Raw genomic sequence first — 19,922 nt, forward strand, 5'->3', positions numbered from 1 at the left:
ATTCCCTCCAATTATTTATATATATATATTGTATGTATACACCGCTATTATTTAACAATTAACAAATTGTTAAATAATAATTTTAAAAAAATTAGTATCTAGCTGTATATATTGGTTGTACTATGTCCATCTCTATAAAACGATATAATTGTGCGGATTTTTTCGATGTTCGCTGAGTCGTTTGACCCGTAACTTCTTGAATGAACGGCAACGTTTTTATTTTTCTCGCGAATGCCTGTCCACTCTTAATCGCCGGATCTTCAGTAACAGTCAATAATACGGCCTGTAGCTCAGAATATGTGAAACTCTTTGGTAAGAAGTTTTTTGCTACAGTTGTTTGAAGTAAGTCCATTGTAATGACTTTAATTGCGTCACTTATGATCTGATTATGATCAAAAGCTAAGTCTAAATTCAGGACTTCATCAATTGAAAATAATGTAACTTCTGCAGCATCATCATTAGCTTGACGTTTTTCTAAATAATACTCTGGTACAATTGCATAATGTGCGTTAGAAATAATCCAACCTCGTGGATCACGGCCAGGTTTATCATACACGCCATAATGTTTAATATGTATACCTTCTACACCTGTTTCTTCCTCTAGCTCTCGCTTTGCTGCTTCAAACGCCGTTTCATCATCCTGTACAAAGCCGCCAGGTAACGCCCATTTCCCTGCTTCAATATTAGGTTTCCCTTCTGAATTGGTTAGTGCCCGTTTTATCAGCATTAATTTCAGAGCCATAACAGGAGGTTTATGTTCTTCTTTTTCCTCAGTAACAATTGTAAATACTGCGATATCTGATGTATAACCATCAGGTGTGTGATATTTTTTTACATCATATTGTTGTAAAGCTTCTTGGTTTGACATTTGTCTTCCTCCTAAACGGTTAATATTTTTCTTTATATATTCCTTCCCTCTTAATAATTAACAATATGTTAATTATTAATTACAATTATGCACGAATTATTTTTATTTGTCCATAGAAACTTTTAAAAAATTTCATTGTACATCGTTTGTTTTTATATAATGAATGATTTGAATTTACAATATTTCTTTTTCTTCCTTTTCTTCTTTTTCTTCCTCTGTATTCCAATCTGTAAAGATGTCAGTAACGACTTCACCTGCAATTTCAACTACGAATTCACATAGGCCAGCTAGCACTTCTTCAATCACTTCATGCATATTCTCACACTCCCCTTTTAGTAAATGTACCTTTAGTATATAAGCTGGGTATTTTTAAATGCTATTGAAAAAGATGACAGATATCTTACAATTCTGTAAGATTAATAGAAGGAATGATTTGTCTGATCAATACGTACAATAAATAGATTGGGATCAAATCGTTTTTACAATTGATATACATAGTATTTAAATATTTTTTTGCTATTGGAGGGATTTCCTAATGGTTGATAATATGCAACAACTTATTCAAGAGCATAGACAATTTTTCCATCATGATCATACAAGAAGTCTTCAATTCCGTCTTGAACAGTTAGAAAAATTAAAAAACTCTATTAAGCACTATGAAAATCAAGTGCTGAGCGCATTATATCAAGATTTACACAAAAGCGAGTTTGAATCATATGCTGCAGAAATTGGTTTCGCATATAACAGTATCAACTTTATAATGAAACACCTAAAACAGTGGATGAAACCTCAAAAAGTAAAAACACCTATTCATTTTGCGCCTTCCAAAAGCTACATAATTAAAGAGCCATATGGTACAGTGCTAATTATTGGACCTTTTAATTATCCATTCCAATCATTAATTGAACCTCTTATTGGGGCAATTGCGGCAGGAAATTGTGTAGTTCTCAAACCTTCAGAAAATGCACCAAATGTTTCAGCTGTAATGAACAAAATAATAAGTGAAACGTTTGATAAGCAATATATTCGTGTAATTGAAGGAGATAGAGAAACAACTTCTTTATTGATCCATGCACCATTTGACCACATCTTTTTTACTGGTAGCGTTCCAGTTGGAAAAATTGTCATGGAAGCTGCGGCGAAAAACCTTGTACCAGTAACATTAGAGCTTGGTGGAAAAGGACCAGCTATTGTCGATGAAACTGCTAACCTCGATATAGCAGCCAAACGTATTATTTGGGGGAAATTCATAAATGCTGGGCAATCCTGTATCGCACCTGATTACGTTATTGCTCACAAATCTATCAAGGTAGAACTGATTTCGAAAATGAAAGAAGTAATCACGAACTTTTATGGATCAGATGTATCAAAAAGCAATGATTATGGTCGAATTATCAATGAGAGACAATTTGATAGACTTATTTCTATATTAGAACAAGACCAAAATTACATAGTATTTGGCGGAAAATCATCTAGAAGCCATTTATATATTGAACCAACACTTCTTGAAGTAAAATCATGGGATGATGCAGCAATGCAAGAAGAAATTTTCGGACCGATTTTACCAATTATGGAGTACGATGATTTAGATGAGGTCATTCATATGGTTAACAACCACCCTAAACCGTTAGCTTTGTATGTGTTTACTGAAAATAAAAATGTTGAAAAACAGGTATTAGGACGAATTTCTTTTGGAGGAGGATGCGTCAATGATACAATGTCACATATGGCTAATATCCACTTGCCTTTTGGTGGAGTAGGAAATGCAGGGTTCGGTGCCTATCATGGCAAACATAGTTTTGATACATTTACACATCGTAAAAGTATTTTAAAGAAAAGCTCAAGGATAGACTTTGGGTTGGTATTTCCACCGTACAGGGACAAAATTAAAATTTTGCGAAAGATTTTTAAGTAGATTGCATCATATAACATGAGCCAATCTTTTCGTTTTAACAATGGTAGTTTTATAAAATTCATTTGTAATGCTATATAGAATCAAAAAGGATATTTATACCATATTTGAATTGATTCTATATTAGAATTATTCTGAATATTAATATTATTACCTAGGGGGATTATAAATGCTTACACCAGAACAAATCTCCAACTTATTTAGAAACTTTTCAGAAAAAGAATGTAAAGGGTCGAGCGATTTATATGAACATTTATCATTAAGAATTGCAGAAGATGAGGAACTCCTTGCATTAGCGTCACATGCACAACTTGGTCAGCCAATTCCAAATTTATTACTTGGTGCCGTTCACTATTTATTATTGAAAGGCAACAGCCATGTATTAAAACAATACTACGGTAACCTCGCTTCAACTCCAGAAAAAAATTTAGACCAGGCTTTTCACCATTTTAAAGGTTTTTGCCAGCTTCATAGAGAAGAAATTATTGCTATTTTAAAAACGAAGTTAGTACAGACAAACGAAGTAAGAAGATGTACATATTTATATCCGAGTTTTTGCTATATGTTTAATAAAGTTAATAAACCTTTAGCATTAATTGAAATCGGAACAAGCGCTGGTTTACAATTATTTTGGGATCAATATTGTTATTCGTATGGGACTGAGAAAGTGTATGGTAACATAAATTCTAATGTCCAATTAAAATCGGAAATAAAAGGTGAAAATCAACCATTTCTTTTACAACAAAGCCCTCCTGTCACAGAAAGAATTGGACTGGATTTACATATTAATGATTTGAATGATGAGGAAGATTATTTATGGTTACGCTCGCTCATTTGGCCAGAGCATAAAGAAAGACTTGAAATGTTCGATCATGCAGCAACTTGTTTAAAAGAACAATCAGTGAAACTTATAGAAGGAGATGGGGTATCTCTTCTTTCTGAAATTGCAGAACAAATTCCAGAGGATTCAGTGATTTGTGTTTTCCATACACATGTAGCGAATCAAATACCAGAGAGTATAAAGCATAAATTAGTAGAGCAGATTAAAGAAATTGGTGCGAAACGAGATGTTTTCCATCTTTACAATAACATGTGGGATAGAGATCTTCATCTTGATTATTTTATTAATGGTAAAGAATACAATGAAACAATCGGAGAAACAGATGGTCATGCACGCTGGTTTAGCTGGGGGTTAGAGAATAAATCTTTGTGCTAAATTTAGATGTACATGTGACGAGACCGTAATACTAAAAAGACATCCACTGAGAATCAGCAGATGTCTTTTTAGGTTTTCGTTTATGGCTTTGTTTTAACGTAATTCCGAAAGAAGTCCCCATCTTCAAGCGCGTGACGGGCAAGGAGCCCAGCGGTAAGGTGGGGATGAATTTTGGTTAGGCATCGCCTAACTGATTTGTAAAAACTGCCAATTATTCGTATGGTGTATACGTTCTATCTCTGATCTCTTCACTTGTTTATAAGATTTAGCAGGATTTTGTATATATTGTCCATGTATATCTTGTACGTATACCATTTTTCCTGTAAAACCTGTCACAAATCCTATTTGACCCAATACTTTCACTTTATCACCCAGATAGATTCCATCTATATGCGGTGTATTTTTGTTGTTCCGTTTTGCACTTGTATTCTTTGTTTTCCTTCCTTTTCTTGCGGTTGCTTCATGTAGGGAACGTTTTTTCTTTCTAAATTGCTTGATGTGAAATTCGCCGCTTTGCTCATATTCTTGTATTTGTGCTGGATTTGTAATCGCAATGGCGTCATTTACATGTGTTTTGGATAAACCCAATTCTTTTCGCTTCGGTGTCGTGTAACTACCATACGTAATGTCACAATCTAAACGATTCATGATTTGTAACCGTAATATATTCATAAAGGCGGTTTCTTTATATTGTTTTGGCTTCTTGAAATTATGTTTGATTTTTCCTTGATGGAATTTTTGATGACATTCATCATGTACTGTGATAAGGTTATCTGCCATATCTGAGCCGCCATTACATCGTTCAATGATATGATGAGTATGCAAAACGCCACCTTTTTTCTTGCAGATTTGACACGTATAGTTATCTCTCGCGAATATGTAATATCTTGTATTCCAAAAGCCAAAAGCATCTCCTTTTTGGTATTCGATTCCTTGTATATCGGGATTTTTTAGCTTTTGTGCATCGAATTTCCCTACTTCGACAATGACTTTTGGTGAGGGTAAGAGTGACTTGAATGTTTCAATCCAATGAATTTGGTTATCTACTCTGCTTTGAATGGATGGTGGCAACCATCCTTCTTTCTTTTTTCGATTGAGAAAACGTGCTTTGCGATATCTTGTTTTTCGTTGTCTTCTCCCTCTGCGTAATGTAGCTCTTAGTGTGAGGTTTTCTTTGACATCTTGACGCAATTCAATCGTTCCTTTTGCTAACACTTTGTCTTCCGTGGTAATCGCAATGCCGATATGCTTTGCACCGCTGTCAACACCGATTGTAACGGATTGCACAGCTTCACCTGTAGCATATTGTAATTGAATCGTAAACGGAGTATATCCGACAATCGTTGCTTTTCCTTGCTTGAGAAGAAGCCTGGCTTTACGGGAACTACAAGGCATAAGCGGCTCTCCTCTTAAATTCTTGACAAATACACGCATGTTTTGTCCCTCCTAAGAGTTTGTTTCCCTTCAATAATGTTTGTAGGTGTTGGCAACTTCTTATATGAAGGCTTGTAGTTGACCGTTCCACCCCAATCAGAACTGTTACAGAGCCACCATAGAGCTGAGAACTAGGGAATCATTCTTGGGTATGCAACCTACGAACGGAGTCTAAGAAAGACTAAGGCTAGACAACCAAGGCTTTTTTCAAGCCCCCACTTCAAAACGTGTTAGCGTTTAAGTGGTGGGTAGTTGACACTAATGTTGATAATTAACTACAAATATGAAGAGGGAAAAACACTTGCTGGCATGTTCGACTTATACAATTGCTCTAATACCTTTTGGTTTTTACAATATACTTCTACATAGTTATGTTTACTTACTAAATCAATTCTTATAAAAATTGTTTCGTCGGTATTGCACCACCACTCAAAGTATTTATCTGAAAATGATTCTCTCTTAATTTTATTCAAAGCTTTCGTTTTTTTAAACTCATCAATTTCGCTCTTTTCAGCACCACGTGTTAGCCAATTTGGATGCTTATTAACCATATAATATTTAATTGCTTCATCTTCTAAAAATTCTTCTATATTGTCAGCACTAATGAAAAAACTCCCCATGCAGAAATGATATATTTTCCCATCCTCATCAATACAAGGTCCAAAATCTCCTGCATAATGATATTCCATACATTGAAAAAAGTATTTTCCGTTTTCTTTTCTAAAATATCTAAGTTCATATTTTTCTTCAAATGTATTGAAGTAAAACATATCCATTTGGAAACCTTCATAAAATTTTTTACCAATTTTATACCAAATACCACCAAATGATACTTGAAAATCAATTACTTTATCAAAAAAAGGTATTCCTTCATGGGCAAATACTCTTTTTATTTCCTCTTTATCTTTAATTGTATCAACTTTCTTACCAGATAATATCATGTCATTTACTGTCTCAGATAGAATGTTTTTCTCCATAATTTTAGTACCTTTCTATTATTAAAATAATCAACTACTTCCTTTTATTGGGAAATAAGTTTTACAATTGATTCTATCGTTTGTTCCCAGTCTTCACTATGAATCTCATGACCTGATCCATCAAGAGTCACTAATTCAGCATGGGGAATGGCCTTCGCAAGAGCAAGTCCATGTTCGTATGGCAGAGCTGGATCTTCTGTTCCATGAATAATGAGTACCGGTATGCTGATTTCTCCCATCCTATCGTAATAATCCTCTCCGCCTTGAAGCATGGCATGATTAAATCTACTTGGAAGCTGTTTGGCGCGGGTCACTTCTCTTTGCACCAATTTATATACTCTTTCCCTCTCATAAGGTTTGGAACCGGCTAAAGTTTTCCACATACCCGCGATATAGGAAATAGCCGCCTCTTGATTTGACCAGTCTATGGAAGTACTCTTTGCATGGTAATTTAGTATATTCTGATCCATTGGAGGAAGTTTTTCCATCTCAGTCCCGAACACACTTGATGCAATTAAAGTAAGCGTAAATATACGCTTTGGATATCTCAGAGCAAGAATTTGGCCAATCAAACCACCTAAGGACATTCCAACGATATGGGCCCGCTTTATGGAATAGGCATCTAAGACTCCAACTGCATCGTCAGCCATGTCTAATATTGTGTAGTTGGAAGTACCAGGTTCATAAGTAGTCGACCGTCCCAAATCACGATGATCATATCGAATGACAAATCTTCCTTGATCAGCTAGGCGGAGACAGAAATCCTCATCCCACCAATCTAATGAAGACATAGCCCCCATGATTAAAAGTACAGCAGGGTCCTTAGGATTTCCAAAACTTTCTGCACAAATCTCCACTTTATTTATTTTCAGTATTCTCTCACCCATGTTCCCCCTCCTTTAACATTAATTACCTACTATTATAAGATATCAGGATGTATTAGGTCATGTATGTTAACTTTTAAATATTTCTCAAATTTTATTAATCATAAAGACTCTAAACCGCTTGTTTTGTCTTCTTTTTAAGATATATTATTATTCTTGTTCCATCATCGCTTCCTTTGGTACACCGAAGAAATAGGTTACGATAAACCCACCGACGTATCCTGCAAATAATCCAATGACGTATTTCCACCATACTCCGCCAGCAATTAAAGGAATTAATGCCAGACCAGATGGTCCGATCGTAATTGCACCAACGTTACTAAGTAATCCGATGACCGCGCCTCCAATACCTCCACCAATACATGCAGTGATAAAAGGATGGCCTAATGGTAATGTGACACCGTAAATTAATGGTTCCCCAATGCCAAGAATTCCTACTGGGAGTGCACCTTTGATTACATTTGTTAGAGATTTATTTTTACGACAGCGAATCCATAATGCGATTGCTGCTCCAACTTGCCCAGCCCCTGCCATCGAAAGAATAGGAAGTAATTGTGTCATACCTGTTGTATTGATCATTTCAATATGAATTGGTATTAATATTTGGTGTAATCCTAACATAACAAGTGGTAAGAATGTTGCGCCAAGTACAAATCCAGCAAATGCACCACCGCGTAATAATACCCAATTGATAGCATCAATTAAGTTATTCGAAACGAAACCTGCTAATGGCATGAGTAAGAAAATTGTTACAAGCCCTACTATTAATAATGCAATTGTAGGTGTCACGATCATATCGATTGCATCGGGAATCACTTTACGTAATTTCTTTTCTACAAACGCTAAGATCCAGACAGCCAATAATACACCAATAACTCCACCTTGTCCTGGTGATAACGGCTGACCAGTAAAAATATTCAGAATTGGATTTTCTGGCGTCATGCCAGTTAAAAGGGTAATACCACCGATTACTCCACCAAGTGCCGGCGTTGCATCGAATTCTTTTGCCGCATTAATGCCGACATAAATTACTAAATAACTAAATAGTGCATTTTTAATCACATTTAAAACTGTTACGTATTGTCCCCAAGTTTCTTTGTCTAAATTTCCAGCAGTAATATTATTTAATAGAATAGAAGCAATACCAGCAATTAAACCCGCTCCAACGAATGCTGGTATAAGAGGAATGAAAATGCTTCCAACTTTTCTTAAAAAATTTTTAAAAGGTGTATGATTCTTTTTCTTTAATTCTGCCTTAATTTCCGCACCTTTTGCTTGTAGTTCTTCTGCAGAAGAAGCTTTTGAAGAACTACCTTTTCTCTCTGCTAATAAAATACCGAATTGTTCTGCTACTTTTGTTACAACACCTGGTCCAAGAATAATTTGGTATGTTTCATCATCAACAGTACCAAGAACCCCATCAATCTTTTTTAATACTTCTTCATTAATTAAATTACGATCTACAGGTGTAACACGAAGACGTGTCATACAGTTTGTATATGCTGAAACATTGTCATTACCACCAACCGCATCCAAAATTTGAGATGCCATGCTATGATATTTATTCATCATGTCTCCCTCTTTTCGGTTATTTTATTGCTTGTCTAACAAATCCTTGCGTTTCTGCTAATTTCTTTATTGTTTCTTCTTTCGAAAGTCCTGTCAAAATCATTACAATTGCAATTTTGGGCTTATGATCTGCTTTTATTAAGTAGGTTTCAGCTGTTTCATAATCGCAAGATGTTGCTTCCATCACGATACGCTTTGCGCGCTCAACTAACTTTTCATTTGTTAATTGAACATCAACCATTAAATTCCCATATACTTTCCCGATTCCTACCATAGAAGCTGTTGAAAGCATATTACAAATTAATTTTTGTGATGTGCCTGCTTTTAAACGAGTGGAACCGGTTAATACTTCTGGCCCGTTTACTACTTCAATGGAAATGGTTGCAACTTTTCCTACTGCCGAGCCTTTGTTACAACATATTGCGACTGTTTGTGTACCAATTGAATTGGCATATTCTAATCCGCCAATAACGTATGGAGTTCGACCACTCGCTGCAATTCCTACTACAATATCTTTGTTTGTTAAATTAATATTTTTTAAGTCTTGAATACCTAATTCTCTACTGTCTTCTGCACCTTCTACTGCTTTCATGAAGGCTTTTTCACCGCCAGCAATTAATCCGATTACTTCTTCTGAATCTGTTCCGAATGTTGGAGGACATTCAACCGCATCTAACAAACCAATACGTCCGCTCGTTCCAGCTCCTATATATATGAAGCGGCCGCCTTTTCTTTTTGCTGCAACAATCGCTTCCACTGCATTAGCGATTTGTGGAAGTTCTTGTTTCACTGCTTCTGCGACTTTTGCATCTTCTTCATTCATAATTGTTAAAAGATCAATTGTTGACATTTCGTCTAAATTCATTGTTTTTTTATTGCGTGTTTCAGTTATTAAATTTTCTAGCATATTCATCACCCTCATTTATTTCAAAATGTTTCATCTTCTCCATGGATACTATTTATTTTATATTGCTATGCCAAACGTTCAAAAAAGAGTCTTAAATTATTATTTCTCGCAAATTGTAAATAATCTTGATGTTATTAGATCCGATGTACTAATGAAGCACCTTGATGTAATAAAGGAAAATGGGATATGAGTCCCTGCTATGACGGAACCGAAAAACAATTTTTAAATTTAACGAGAGATTACTTGGACAAGAAAAAAATGGTAAAATCGACAAAGAACTTTATGGGAGGTGAACCAATTAAAAGGATTATTCCATCTTAGGAGGGTTATGTATTGGCGGTGGAATCCTAACCCTAGGGCTTATTCAGAGATGGGGAGAAATTTTTCCCCGTTGGTGTTTATTTCTAGCAGGTAAACAAATTCCAATCTGGATTGTAGTAGCTCCTGCCACGGTGATTTCGGCTATAATCACAATAACAGGTCTGAAGCTTAGTCCCTCAATCATATATATGATTGAGGGAAACTTGTTCCTTTTTTATCCTGGCTGCCCTGGGGAATATCACTAGGGATCGCAATTCTGGCCTATTATTTAAGAAGACGCGGTCGATGTAAGCATTGTGGTAAACTTTAGTACTCATCGTTTTTCTACCAGGACTCCATGGGGCGTTAATATAGATAATACCAAAGAATAAGTTTAGATTATAACTAATCCTAGAATAATTACTATTTTGTGGTTCAATCGAGATACGTGTAAAACTAGGTCATAACAATACATTCATTTCATTTGACTACTTAGATTGGCTCTATAAGATGATTTAAACACTCTGATACCAACTGTATTATTATGGACGTTAAAATTCATTACAAGCTAATCTGAAGAGTCGATTTTTTATACATCTGTACGATTTTTTGTTTAAATGTAAAAATATAGAAAAAGTATCCTTTATAGAGTAAGGATACTTTTTTATTCTTGCTATGAAAAACTTGAATGGACTCTGTTAGCGATTTTTATTCGTTCTTTTTTAAGTAACAAAACCTGTATTATAGACTTTTTCGTAGTTCGTTTATTATTTCAATTGGCTTATCATCTTTTATATAGATACGAGGTATCCTTCTGCTTAACATACAAGTAACCTCATAGTTAATCGTATCTAATGTATCTGCAATCTCATCTACATAAAGCGATTCCTTACCTTGGCTTCCATAAAAAACTACTTCATCACCAACATGTATTGGCATAGCTTTTGTTACATCCAGCATTAACTGATCCATACAAACACGTCCAATAATAGGAACTTTCATACCCTTTATTAAAACAAATCCTTTGTTGGAGAGCTGCCTGCTTAATCCATCAGCATATCCAACCGGGATCGTGGCAATCCATTCCTCGCCAGTTGCGGTGTATGTTGCCCCATAGCTAACTCCTATTCCTTGTTTTGCTTTTTTGATATGTACAACTTTTGATTTGAAAGTCAGAATAGGTTGTAGCGAAATGGCTTGTTGATCGACATCTTTGGAAGGATATAGCCCATACAATGCTATTCCAAGACGAACCATATTGCCTTTTGTTTCTCCCATGTCAATTGTAGCAGCACTATTAAAAGAATGAATCCATGGAATATGAACTTGTAATTCTTCTGCTTTGCTAACAGCCTTCTCGAAAATCGTTTGTTGCATTAGAGTATAGGTTTTATCCTTTTCATCTGCACAGGAGAAATGTGTGTACATTCCCTCAACCTGAACATACTTTGTACCCTTTAGCGCTTGTAAAAACATTGTGACTTCTTCAAGTTGTAAACCAATTCGGCTCATTCCAGTATCAATGCTAATGTGGATACATGCTTTCCTATCTAATTGTGAAGCAACGTTTTCTATAGCCTGTAAATCCTCAATTGTATACACTGTCATGCTTAAATCATATGTAATTGTATCTGCTATCGCATCATGTGGTGTATATCCAAAAATTAAAATAGGAACTTCAATTCCAGCTTCTCTAAGCTCAATTCCTTCATCAGCAAATGCAACTGCCAAATGAGTTGTGCCCGCATCTATTGCGGCCTTTGCAATAGGAACTGCCCCATGTCCATAGGCATTTGCTTTTACAGCTGTCATAATCGCTGTACCAGAAGGAATAGCTTGTTGAAACTGCTGGAAATTACGTTGAAATGCATTTAAATCAACTTCAATAACAGTATGTCTTCCGTAGTTAAAGTTCATAGTTTATTTGCCTCCTATGTTATCAAATATTGGCTTCCTACAATTTATTAACCTCCAAAGGACTATTGATTAAACTAAATGTTTCACAAATAAAACTCTGTCTTGACTTGGTCCGTCATAGTCAGTGTTTACTAAAACATCCTCAATTTTCTTGTTTACTCCCCTGATGGTCCCTAAAGAGCTGAGTTCACGAGTGGATGGAAGCCTTTGATTATCATTCTTTTTAAATATATAAAGGACGGCCTTCCGTAAGCTTAAAATCATTAAACACTGCATTCATCCTCTTGCTAACATTTTTACATATCTGCACCTATTCCAGAAGGTCCACACAATATGTATTTTTACGGTTTTGTGGTAGGGTGCGGAACTATAAAATAAGTATTTTATGGGGTAAGCAGTTATTAAAATACAACATAAAGAATGGAATCATATTACTTACTTTATGTGTATGTATTTCTATTTTTACAATTATTTAACACAAAAAAGAGCCTCTCTTAGAGCCTCTTTTTTGTGTTAAATTCATTATTAGGTGTCACCATCATGTCCATCAACTTAAGAAATTCTTTATCCTACAAAACGAAAAAAAGGGCACATTTTTTTGTGCTAAGTGGTTCCTTTGAAAAGTCTCTAAAAGTATACTTTAAGTTGATGGATGTGTAGCGATACCCCTATCAGTCACCTTTGTATTAACAGTTATGCGTAACTTCTAGCTCATTATTAGCATAGATTGTTCCGTAAGTAGCACAAAGTAACATTCCACCACAAACCTCGCTACTCACTTGAAAGTTTATGTTATCTTCATATGTATCTATGCTATTAGCTATAATTGTATCTACAAGTTTTTTGAAATCAAGAACCGGTAAATATTTCGTTATAATTTCATAGCTTGATAAATTATCTTCATTATTATATGCATTATATTCCTGAATTTCTTTATAAATCGGACTTGGACTATACGGATCATGTTGCAATTGTCCATTTTCATCTTCGAATTTTTTTATTTCTTCTTTAACTATATAATCTGGATAATCTTCACTACCTTCATCTTCATCACCAAATTCCCAAAATGGATATTCTATATCACATAAGTGCGTTATAATCCACATTAAAAATTGTTCATTTATAAAACCTACATTTGCTTCTAACTCCTTGAATCTATTACCATAATATTTTGTAGCTTTTTCTATCTTCTCTTCTTGGGACATGTCATCCGTCGCCCCTGTTATATCGCATCCATCTAAATTTATAAAAATGCTATTGAATTTACCTAAAACGCCTAAATCAACGGTTTCACTCCAGTAGGCTTCACCATCTCTATCGCTTTTTATCATAATATCCTCCATTCTGCTGCTATCGCCTCAAACTCACGTTTCAATTAGCCTTTTATGTCCATCTAAAAGTTTTCCTATCGATTCATAATTCTTTCTTCCTAAAATTATAGAATGTCCCATAGTAACTCGTCTTAAGTACGCCCAGTCATTTGAAAGTTTCCGTAGGAAATTATGGGTATTCCTATTATTTGATTTAACTGGAATAAAGAGAACAATAGGTACGGTCAAATCGTCCAGCAACCAAATCGTCCTTACGAATAAAGAAGTGCAGTACCCCTGCGTCCCACCAGCAGAAGCCAACGTCATCATCAGTTTCCAGCTCCAACAACATCTGCATATCCGCGACTTCCTGCTTCGCCTTCTCCTTATCACCACCGAAATGTGCCGCGAGCTTCTCCAATGTTTTATCCGCATTATACCCGTATTCTTCACCAGTCAGCAACATCAATGCTGCTTCGTATTCCGAGTCATCATGCTGTCCTATCGGATAACCAAACAGTTGAATAATATCGTCATCTTCTTCGTCTCGAATTTCATAAAGCAAATCATCATAATCATCTAAGGTAACTTTATCACTCTCTATCTGCTCATTATCAATGTAGGCGTAACCTGGCGGCTCCATTGATGGGCGCGCTTTCAATTCATAGCCAACATAAGTAGCTTCCAATGCAGTCTCACTTGGCGGTTCACGATGGACAACAGATAGTACCTCTGTTTCATCAAACCATATAACTCGATGTTCAATATTGTAAGCTGGCTCATCAATTCCGAGAAAAAAAGACAACATCCCTGTCTTTGGCAATAATGCGTTAGCATCGTTCTTCGCCACATCACACATATTCAATTGAACTAAGAAGGTCATTGGTGTCCCATCTGTTGTAAGCGGCCATGCAAATTGTGGAGGCAGATCTGGATCGCCACCAACACGCGAACGCCCCGTCTTTGTGTAATCTGTCTCGTCGGCTTTTGCACAACGCACCCCTTGCCGCGTTGTCTCCATCAAATAGTTGATCGCATGTTCAAAACCATTATCATTCAATTGCTGCTTCAGCTTAATTCGATTCTGCTCCTGTAATTGCACGCTAATCCTCTCCCTATTCTCTCATCTAAATAAGTGCATCTACAACATATTCTACCATTTCATACGACACTATACCCCATCAGATACGTAATAAAATTTATCTTGAATCGAAAGATTCATAAAAAAACGTCATCCTTTCTGTATGTTTCTACAAAAAGAATAACGTTTTCTATGAATTATGGATATAAAATTATCTTAGCTTGATGGTGATGTAAGGTGACCCCTAGTATGGTAATTATTCTTTCAGTTTAATTAGTAAAGAAGATGGAAGACGCCCTATCATTCCAAGTTGACCCAACATAGCTGACATTGATACCGGATTGCACCCAGAATCTTGCCCCTCCGTAGTTAATATCCCAACACAAAACTGTCCAGTTATGATTGTAACCTGCCGTCAACGAAGAGATTCTGTCGTTCCAATATGAGCCCACCCAGCTAATATTACTGGAAGCTCCAAAAGAATTTCCTCCGAAATTCGAATTTTCATAAAAATTCGAATTGTGGTAAACAGCTTGGGGTGTAACCGTATTGCTCTTAGTATCCTTTTCACGTTCAACAACAGCACTCTGTAAATGAGCATTTAAATGGTTTTGATTTGTAAATCCATAGACTACTCCCTCTGCTTTTGCTGCGTCATCGAAAACAAACTGAGTTACCTTCTTTACATGTGGATCGTTTTGTGCATATTTAACACCATCAATTATAACAGGCAAATCTTTTAATTCGACTATACTCTGTTTTGAAGTTGAGGTTGGTGTCGTAGCGGCAAAAGCAGTGATAGGAATGACCATCAAAACAAAAGTCAGTAATGTAATAACTATTTTCTTCAAGAAAATCCCTCCTAGATATAAAGATTCAGAACAATTCGGTATCCCAACAGCACCTCCTAATAACTGTATCTATTGTTCTTTCTCTCTAGTTACAAACCCATTATAACTATTTTATTTAATCGAATTCGTTTCAAGGTTATATGGGTATGGTAACCAAAATTATTTTATGGGGCTATATCCATATATATTCCAATTATTTACAGTAAGATGATGCAATTGTACCATCTAGGGATCCCGCCCCATATCCATCAACTTAAGAGAAGTAAACACCCCTAAAATGAAAAAATGAGCTGACTTCTCAAAATAACTAACTATAGAGAAAGAAAATTTTCATTTAGGGGGTGCTTCAAAACCTTAGCTTGGTAGGTATGGGGTAAGCGTCAGGAAAATGCGGTTTTACAACGTTAAACAACAGATACTACCATCTTTTTGACATAAGACGCACGCTAAGCTATTTTTTAGAGGTTAAAAACCCTGATTTTTCTACAGTAAGCAGAAGAATCGGAGTTTTATATTCCCTTCTTGTTTTTAGATATTGTATTTTAAAAATAATGCAATATTCTTCTAACGCTCGTTAGTTTGACAAGAAGGGAGAAATATCAACCTTACATATTAATAAACTATTGGTACACAGAATTTAAATGATAGGATTATAGTCACCATCGAAATGAAATTCATATTCATTGTCGATTCGAATATAGCCTAGAATGTTGTGTTCCCTACACCTCCGAAATACGCTTGAATAGTTTTCATTATCTTTGTTCCCTTCTGCGACAAGAATTTCTTGGTCTTCGCAATCAAGGACAATTCCAATATGGTCGTGAGAATTATTTGATAAAAGTTTTTCATAAATAACTATATCGCCGCGTTGTGGTCTAAAGTTCTGGTCATCATAATAAAAAAATCCAGTTTCGGGCAGTAGAGCCCACTCAAATATAGCACCTACACCAGCTAGTCGATAATTACCGTTTGGATAACGTATCGGCAGCAAAATTCCTGCCTGCATACAGCAATGGTATACGAATGCTGCACACCAATTCCCTTGGAGTACTTTATATATATCTGGATCAGGCCAATAATGGCAAATTTCCGTATACAGTTTATCTTCCGGAATACCAATAATGTTTTGACTTGCTAGTTCTTCTGAAATATCGGCCAACAAGCTTCGTTTATCTTTTCCATTTTTTGTAATCTTTTCATTATGAGTGATTGGAACTACTTCTTCAAATTGGTCCTTTGGAATGGATAATTCACCAAATACATTATAAAATCTTTGAACATCCATATGAGATACGGTGCGATCCAAGTTCTGAAAGAAATTATTGAGCATAATAGCATCTTTGATTAATTCATCGTATGGACCGTGGACTTTCCCACACTGATTCTGGTAGAATATTGCCCGAAGAATGGTAAGTTGTTCATCCTTAGAAAAAATATTTAAATCTCTTATGATAGGTCTAACGGTTTCAGCACTATTAATACCGGGAAAATAGCTGATACCAGTTTTATAGAAATAATAGTTGTGAAGCAAACCTGTGATAGCCGCAATTTCCCTCTCTAATCCTCTCTTCATTGCAAGCATCGAAGCGAGAAATGATACTCCATTAAGTTGAGCATAAGCTTCTTGTCTGTTAACTAAGCTGTCCAAATCAAGTATTTCATTAACAAGTACACGAATACTTTCAAGCCTGTTTCTTGAACTTTTCACAGCTTATCCCACTTCCTATTCCACTTTATTTCTTGACTAAACTTGACCTTTGGTTTAAGTACAAATTTTCACAATCTCACATTAATTTTAGCATAACATCCAATTGTACAACACATCGTTTCTCCTAAGTGGTACAATAAGGAAAAGAGGTGAACAAGTTATGGCGAAGAAAACAAGTTGGTCTTACATTGTTGGTTTAACCTGGCTGGCAAGCATTTCATTACTTTGGGCAAACCTTGCTAATCTAATTCCAAATCAGGTTGCTTCCCTAAGTATTTCCATTATTATGATTGTCATTACAATGGGAGCTAGTTTAACAGGACTTTACTTACTTAAAAAGAAAAAATATTAAAAGCGAATAACGATTCTTTCTGAAACAAAGAACATAAAAAAACAGCACCTAAAGGTGTTGTTTTTTTACAGTAGCAAAGATGAGATTTCACTGTTAGAAAATGTATTAGTGTACGCTAAGATAATTTATGGAAAATAAAAGACCATTTACTTTATTACTAAAAGGAAAATCGTCTTTTGGTTTTTATGATGGCCTCTCTGATAAGTAAATCATTTTAAAATATCTAATAGGGGTCCAAAGGGACAATTCCTATTTAACTTAGAGGAACTGTCTCTTTGGTTATTGAGCTTTCTTTTGATTGTTTAAATGAAATATATATTGATAATAAACCATTTAAAGTTAAGAAGGTTACCATGATTCTAGTAAGTAGTGCAATATCAGCAGCAAATGTTTTTAACGAATGCCATGGAGATCCTGTACTATAAATTAGTAATGGAATAATAGTAATAGATATAACTAAAAGTATAATTCCGGAGATACGCCATAAGCTTCTTTTACGAATCTTTCCTGATTTGACCTTTACTAATTGATAAATAAACATTATAAAAAGTAAGCATAATATTCCTATCATGGTCAGTTGTATAACAGGGTTGTATTTAGGTACATCAACAGGCTCTTTCCCATTTAAAATATTGATAATCCCTTGTTTCAGGTGTATAAGTGCCTCTTCTTCTAAAATATGATTTTTATTAGTAAGAATCACACCTCCCCAACCCGTTTCTGGTATAAAGAATACTTCTGCATGTGAATCAGAAGTTGAACCTGAATGCCATATCATTTCTTCTTTTGAATTTGGACTTGAGATTCTTACACCAAGACCATAATATCGATTTTCACCAGTTTGAATATAAGGCGATAAATAAAGGTCCATAGTATTTTTGCTTAAAAAATTGTTACTCTCGCGCTGACTAAGCAATGTAATATACTGGACCATATCTGTCGCACTTGCAGTTATGTATCCATATGGTGCTCCTCCATTATCATATGTTACTGAATTTTTTCGAGGGATCCCTAACCAAGACTGATATCCGGCTAAATATCCTTTTTCATATGACGTATCATTGTCAGCTGCGGCATTCCTCATACCTAATGGTAAAAACACTTTTTGTTCCATGTATTCAGAATATGGTTGATTGCTAACTTCTTCGATGAGAGTACCAAGAATTAAGAAATTGGCATTACTATATTGATGCTTTTCTCCTGGTACGGCAGTCAGCTTAACGTTCGATAAACTTTCTACATTTTTCTTTATAGCACCCAAATCTTTAGATTCTCTATCTGATATAGATAAGCCAGAATAAGTACTTATCCCACTTGTTTGCGTAAGTAAATGTTTAATTGTTATTTGGGATGCTGCTTTTTTATCTTTAAGTGTAAACCATGGAATATACTTTTGGACCGGATCATCTAAATGAACGATACCTTCTTCAATTAATCTCATTATGGCTAAGCCTGTTAATGATTTACTTATCGATCCTATTGTAAAGGGAGTTTCAGCGGTTACTTTTTCTTCAGATTCTCCCGTTACACCCCATGACTTAGAATAAAAAATATCATTCTTATGAACAATAGCAATAGAAGCTCCTGGAATCCGATGTTCTTCTAAAAAACTTTCGACATAGCTGTCTATAGTACTTTTAATATCTTGTTCGGCGAATACATGCGAAGTTAGTAAAAACAAAATAAACACATTAAATAATAAGCACACGATTGTAGCTTTTAGCATTTTCATTTTATTTCACCTGTTTAAATTTATTTTTCGTATATAAAACATTACAAACACGGAAACTAACAAGGAAGTAGAAATGCTAATGAACATTAGTAAGAAGTTCCACCATGAATTATCTGATATCTGATAAAAGATATTATAATCGAACGAACTGTTAGTATTTAGTGAATTAAAGGATTCTGTTAAAAACATTGATAGTATTAGTTGCAAACCGAGATAAGTAACAATTAAAGTAAATATCCCTATCGCAAATAAAGTTCTCGTTCTACCTTTGGATTTTCGTATGTGCTTTATTTCAGAATGAAGATCTATTCCATTAACCTCTAAGAAATCTTTGACAAATGTTGTTGCATCCCCTAATTCATTTATGCTATTTAGGCTGTGTTCACGAGATTCTTGAATATGCTCTAAAAGCTGTTGTTTAATATTTTTTCTGTGTTTTGAACTTATTTGATATTGCTTTAACTCATCGAGAACTTCGTTTAAAAATTGTTTTTCTTCGATGGTCAATTTAATATTCATTCCAATTGATCTCCTTTCGAACCATTTTGAAGTAGAGATTTTATATCCTTTTGTAACTCTAACCACTCATTGATTTTTTTTTGAAGATACAATTTCCCTTTTTCATTTATTTCATAATAAACTCTAACCTTGCCGTTTTCCGTCATTTCACGGTAAGTATTAACCCACTCTTGGTCTTTGAGCTTAGTTAGAATAGGATAAATACTGCCTACTCCTTTCAATTTTAAATTGTGTTCTTCTAATTCCTTCATAATTTCATAACCATAGCTTTTTTCCTTTGACAAAATAGATAACACACACATTTCTAAATGACCTTTAATTAAACTTGTTCTATCCATAGGATAAATTTAACAAAAGTATATACTTCTTTCAAGTATATATTTTT

The 19,922-nt window shown here is 35.0% G+C and carries 19 protein-coding genes; 3 read left to right on the plus strand and 16 right to left on the minus strand.

Annotated features, from left to right (window positions below; genetic code table 11):
• Positions 1-91 precede the first annotated feature (91 nt).
• Together MR076_RS19665 and MR076_RS19670 are read right to left on the minus strand one after the other, a co-directional pair.
• On the minus strand, positions 92-868 hold the full coding sequence (locus tag MR076_RS19665; RefSeq protein ID WP_242223392.1) for an NUDIX domain-containing protein: 777 nt from the start codon (positions 866-868) through the stop codon (positions 92-94).
• A gap of 174 nt (positions 869-1,042) precedes the next feature.
• Positions 1,043-1,183: a hypothetical protein gene (locus tag MR076_RS19670; protein WP_242223394.1), complete on the minus strand. Its 141-nt coding sequence runs from the start codon at positions 1,181-1,183 to the stop codon at positions 1,043-1,045.
• A 220-nt stretch (positions 1,184-1,403) separates the two neighbouring features.
• On the opposite strand from MR076_RS19670, the gene MR076_RS19675 reads away from it, so the two are divergent.
• Positions 1,404-2,783 (plus strand): aldehyde dehydrogenase, encoded by a 1,380-nt coding sequence (locus tag MR076_RS19675; RefSeq protein WP_242223396.1) that lies wholly within the window; start codon positions 1,404-1,406, stop codon positions 2,781-2,783.
• A gap of 166 nt (positions 2,784-2,949) precedes the next feature.
• Positions 2,950-3,996: a DUF2332 domain-containing protein gene (locus MR076_RS19680; RefSeq protein WP_242223398.1), complete on the plus strand. Its 1,047-nt coding sequence runs from the start codon at positions 2,950-2,952 to the stop codon at positions 3,994-3,996.
• Between the two features lie 186 nt (positions 3,997-4,182).
• Here the strand turns inward: MR076_RS19680 and iscB are convergent, their stop codons facing one another.
• From iscB to MR076_RS19735, 11 genes are all read right to left on the minus strand, one after another.
• Positions 4,183-5,430, minus strand: coding sequence for an RNA-guided endonuclease IscB (gene iscB, locus MR076_RS19685; protein ID WP_242223401.1), 1,248 nt, complete (start codon positions 5,428-5,430; stop codon positions 4,183-4,185).
• Between the two features lie 275 nt (positions 5,431-5,705).
• Positions 5,706-6,407 carry a hypothetical protein gene (locus MR076_RS19690; protein ID WP_242223403.1) on the minus strand — a complete coding sequence of 234 codons (702 nt, stop codon included), beginning with the start codon at positions 6,405-6,407 and terminating at the stop codon, positions 5,706-5,708.
• A 44-nt stretch (positions 6,408-6,451) separates the two neighbouring features.
• Positions 6,452-7,294, minus strand: coding sequence for a CBF family alpha/beta fold macrolide esterase (gene mle / locus MR076_RS19695; RefSeq protein ID WP_242223405.1), 843 nt, complete (start codon positions 7,292-7,294; stop codon positions 6,452-6,454).
• Positions 7,295-7,441: 147 nt separating this feature from the next.
• Positions 7,442-8,860, minus strand: a complete 1,419-nt coding sequence (locus tag MR076_RS19700) for a PTS transporter subunit EIIC (protein ID WP_242223407.1) — start codon at positions 8,858-8,860, stop codon at positions 7,442-7,444.
• A gap of 19 nt (positions 8,861-8,879) precedes the next feature.
• Positions 8,880-9,767, minus strand: a complete 888-nt coding sequence (gene murQ, locus MR076_RS19705) for an N-acetylmuramic acid 6-phosphate etherase (RefSeq protein ID WP_242223409.1) — start codon at positions 9,765-9,767, stop codon at positions 8,880-8,882.
• A 1,041-nt stretch (positions 9,768-10,808) separates the two neighbouring features.
• A complete protein-coding gene (gene alr, locus MR076_RS19710; protein ID WP_242223411.1) occupies positions 10,809-11,984 on the minus strand; it encodes an alanine racemase in 1,176 nt (391 codons plus the stop codon).
• 686 nt (positions 11,985-12,670) lie between these two features.
• Positions 12,671-13,315: a hypothetical protein gene (locus MR076_RS19715; RefSeq protein WP_242223413.1), complete on the minus strand. Its 645-nt coding sequence runs from the start codon at positions 13,313-13,315 to the stop codon at positions 12,671-12,673.
• 33 nt (positions 13,316-13,348) lie between these two features.
• Complete coding sequence (locus tag MR076_RS26845; protein ID WP_396021719.1) at positions 13,349-13,624, minus strand: dihydrofolate reductase; 276 nt, start codon at positions 13,622-13,624, stop codon at positions 13,349-13,351.
• On the minus strand, positions 13,509-14,396 hold the full coding sequence (locus MR076_RS19725; protein ID WP_242223414.1) for a YwqG family protein: 888 nt from the start codon (positions 14,394-14,396) through the stop codon (positions 13,509-13,511). Before MR076_RS19725 ends, MR076_RS26845 begins: the two co-directional genes overlap by 116 nt.
• A 248-nt stretch (positions 14,397-14,644) precedes the next feature.
• Complete coding sequence (locus MR076_RS19730; RefSeq protein WP_242223416.1) at positions 14,645-15,226, minus strand: peptidase inhibitor family I36 protein; 582 nt, start codon at positions 15,224-15,226, stop codon at positions 14,645-14,647.
• A 637-nt stretch (positions 15,227-15,863) separates the two neighbouring features.
• Positions 15,864-16,934 (minus strand): CHAP domain-containing protein, encoded by a 1,071-nt coding sequence (locus MR076_RS19735; protein ID WP_242223418.1) that lies wholly within the window; start codon positions 16,932-16,934, stop codon positions 15,864-15,866.
• A gap of 160 nt (positions 16,935-17,094) precedes the next feature.
• Between MR076_RS19735 and MR076_RS19740 the strand changes: the two genes are divergently transcribed.
• On the plus strand, positions 17,095-17,286 hold the full coding sequence (locus MR076_RS19740) for a hypothetical protein (protein ID WP_242223420.1): 192 nt from the start codon (positions 17,095-17,097) through the stop codon (positions 17,284-17,286).
• A 253-nt stretch (positions 17,287-17,539) separates the two neighbouring features.
• On the opposite strand, the gene MR076_RS19745 is transcribed toward MR076_RS19740, so the two are convergent.
• The 3 genes from MR076_RS19745 to MR076_RS19755 are packed head-to-tail and all read right to left on the minus strand — an operon-like array spanning position 17,540 to position 19,875.
• Positions 17,540-19,018: a serine hydrolase domain-containing protein gene (locus tag MR076_RS19745; protein ID WP_242223423.1), complete on the minus strand. Its 1,479-nt coding sequence runs from the start codon at positions 19,016-19,018 to the stop codon at positions 17,540-17,542.
• A 6-nt stretch (positions 19,019-19,024) separates the two neighbouring features.
• The gene (locus tag MR076_RS19750; protein ID WP_242223424.1) at positions 19,025-19,537 is read right to left on the minus strand and encodes a hypothetical protein; all 513 of its coding nucleotides are present in this window, start codon (positions 19,535-19,537) and stop codon (positions 19,025-19,027) included.
• A complete protein-coding gene (locus MR076_RS19755; RefSeq protein WP_242223426.1) occupies positions 19,534-19,875 on the minus strand; it encodes a PadR family transcriptional regulator in 342 nt (113 codons plus the stop codon). Before MR076_RS19755 ends, MR076_RS19750 begins: the two co-directional genes overlap by 4 nt.
• Between the last annotated feature and the right edge of the window lie 47 nt (positions 19,876-19,922).

This window comes from Bacillus cereus group sp. BfR-BA-01380 (genome assembly GCF_022663535.1).
Taxonomy (GTDB): domain Bacteria; phylum Bacillota; class Bacilli; order Bacillales; family Bacillaceae_G; genus Bacillus_A; species Bacillus_A cereus_BB.

Bases quoted from the DNA above. Each gene is read 5' to 3' on its own strand.
- MR076_RS19665 (WP_242223392.1), bottom strand. From the start codon at position 868: ATGTCAAACCAAGAAGCTTTACAACAATATGATGTAAAAAAATATCAC.
- MR076_RS19670 (WP_242223394.1), bottom strand. From the start codon at position 1,183: ATGCATGAAGTGATTGAAGAAGTGCTAGCTGGCCTATGTGAATTCGTA.
- MR076_RS19675 (WP_242223396.1), top strand. From the start codon at position 1,404: ATGGTTGATAATATGCAACAACTTATTCAAGAGCATAGACAATTTTTC.
- MR076_RS19680 (WP_242223398.1), top strand. From the start codon at position 2,950: ATGCTTACACCAGAACAAATCTCCAACTTATTTAGAAACTTTTCAGAA.
- iscB (WP_242223401.1), bottom strand. From the start codon at position 5,430: ATGCGTGTATTTGTCAAGAATTTAAGAGGAGAGCCGCTTATGCCTTGT.
- MR076_RS19690 (WP_242223403.1), bottom strand. From the start codon at position 6,407: ATGGAGAAAAACATTCTATCTGAGACAGTAAATGACATGATATTATCT.
- mle (WP_242223405.1), bottom strand. From the start codon at position 7,294: ATGGGTGAGAGAATACTGAAAATAAATAAAGTGGAGATTTGTGCAGAA.
- MR076_RS19700 (WP_242223407.1), bottom strand. From the start codon at position 8,860: ATGAATAAATATCATAGCATGGCATCTCAAATTTTGGATGCGGTTGGT.
- murQ (WP_242223409.1), bottom strand. From the start codon at position 9,767: ATGCTAGAAAATTTAATAACTGAAACACGCAATAAAAAAACAATGAAT.
- alr (WP_242223411.1), bottom strand. From the start codon at position 11,984: ATGAACTTTAACTACGGAAGACATACTGTTATTGAAGTTGATTTAAAT.
- MR076_RS19715 (WP_242223413.1), bottom strand. From the start codon at position 13,315: ATGATAAAAAGCGATAGAGATGGTGAAGCCTACTGGAGTGAAACCGTT.
- MR076_RS26845 (WP_396021719.1), bottom strand. From the start codon at position 13,624: ATGATGACGTTGGCTTCTGCTGGTGGGACGCAGGGGTACTGCACTTCT.
- MR076_RS19740 (WP_242223420.1), top strand. From the start codon at position 17,095: ATGGCGAAGAAAACAAGTTGGTCTTACATTGTTGGTTTAACCTGGCTG.
- MR076_RS19745 (WP_242223423.1), bottom strand. From the start codon at position 19,018: ATGAAAATGCTAAAAGCTACAATCGTGTGCTTATTATTTAATGTGTTT.
- MR076_RS19750 (WP_242223424.1), bottom strand. From the start codon at position 19,537: ATGAATATTAAATTGACCATCGAAGAAAAACAATTTTTAAACGAAGTT.
- MR076_RS19755 (WP_242223426.1), bottom strand. From the start codon at position 19,875: ATGGATAGAACAAGTTTAATTAAAGGTCATTTAGAAATGTGTGTGTTA.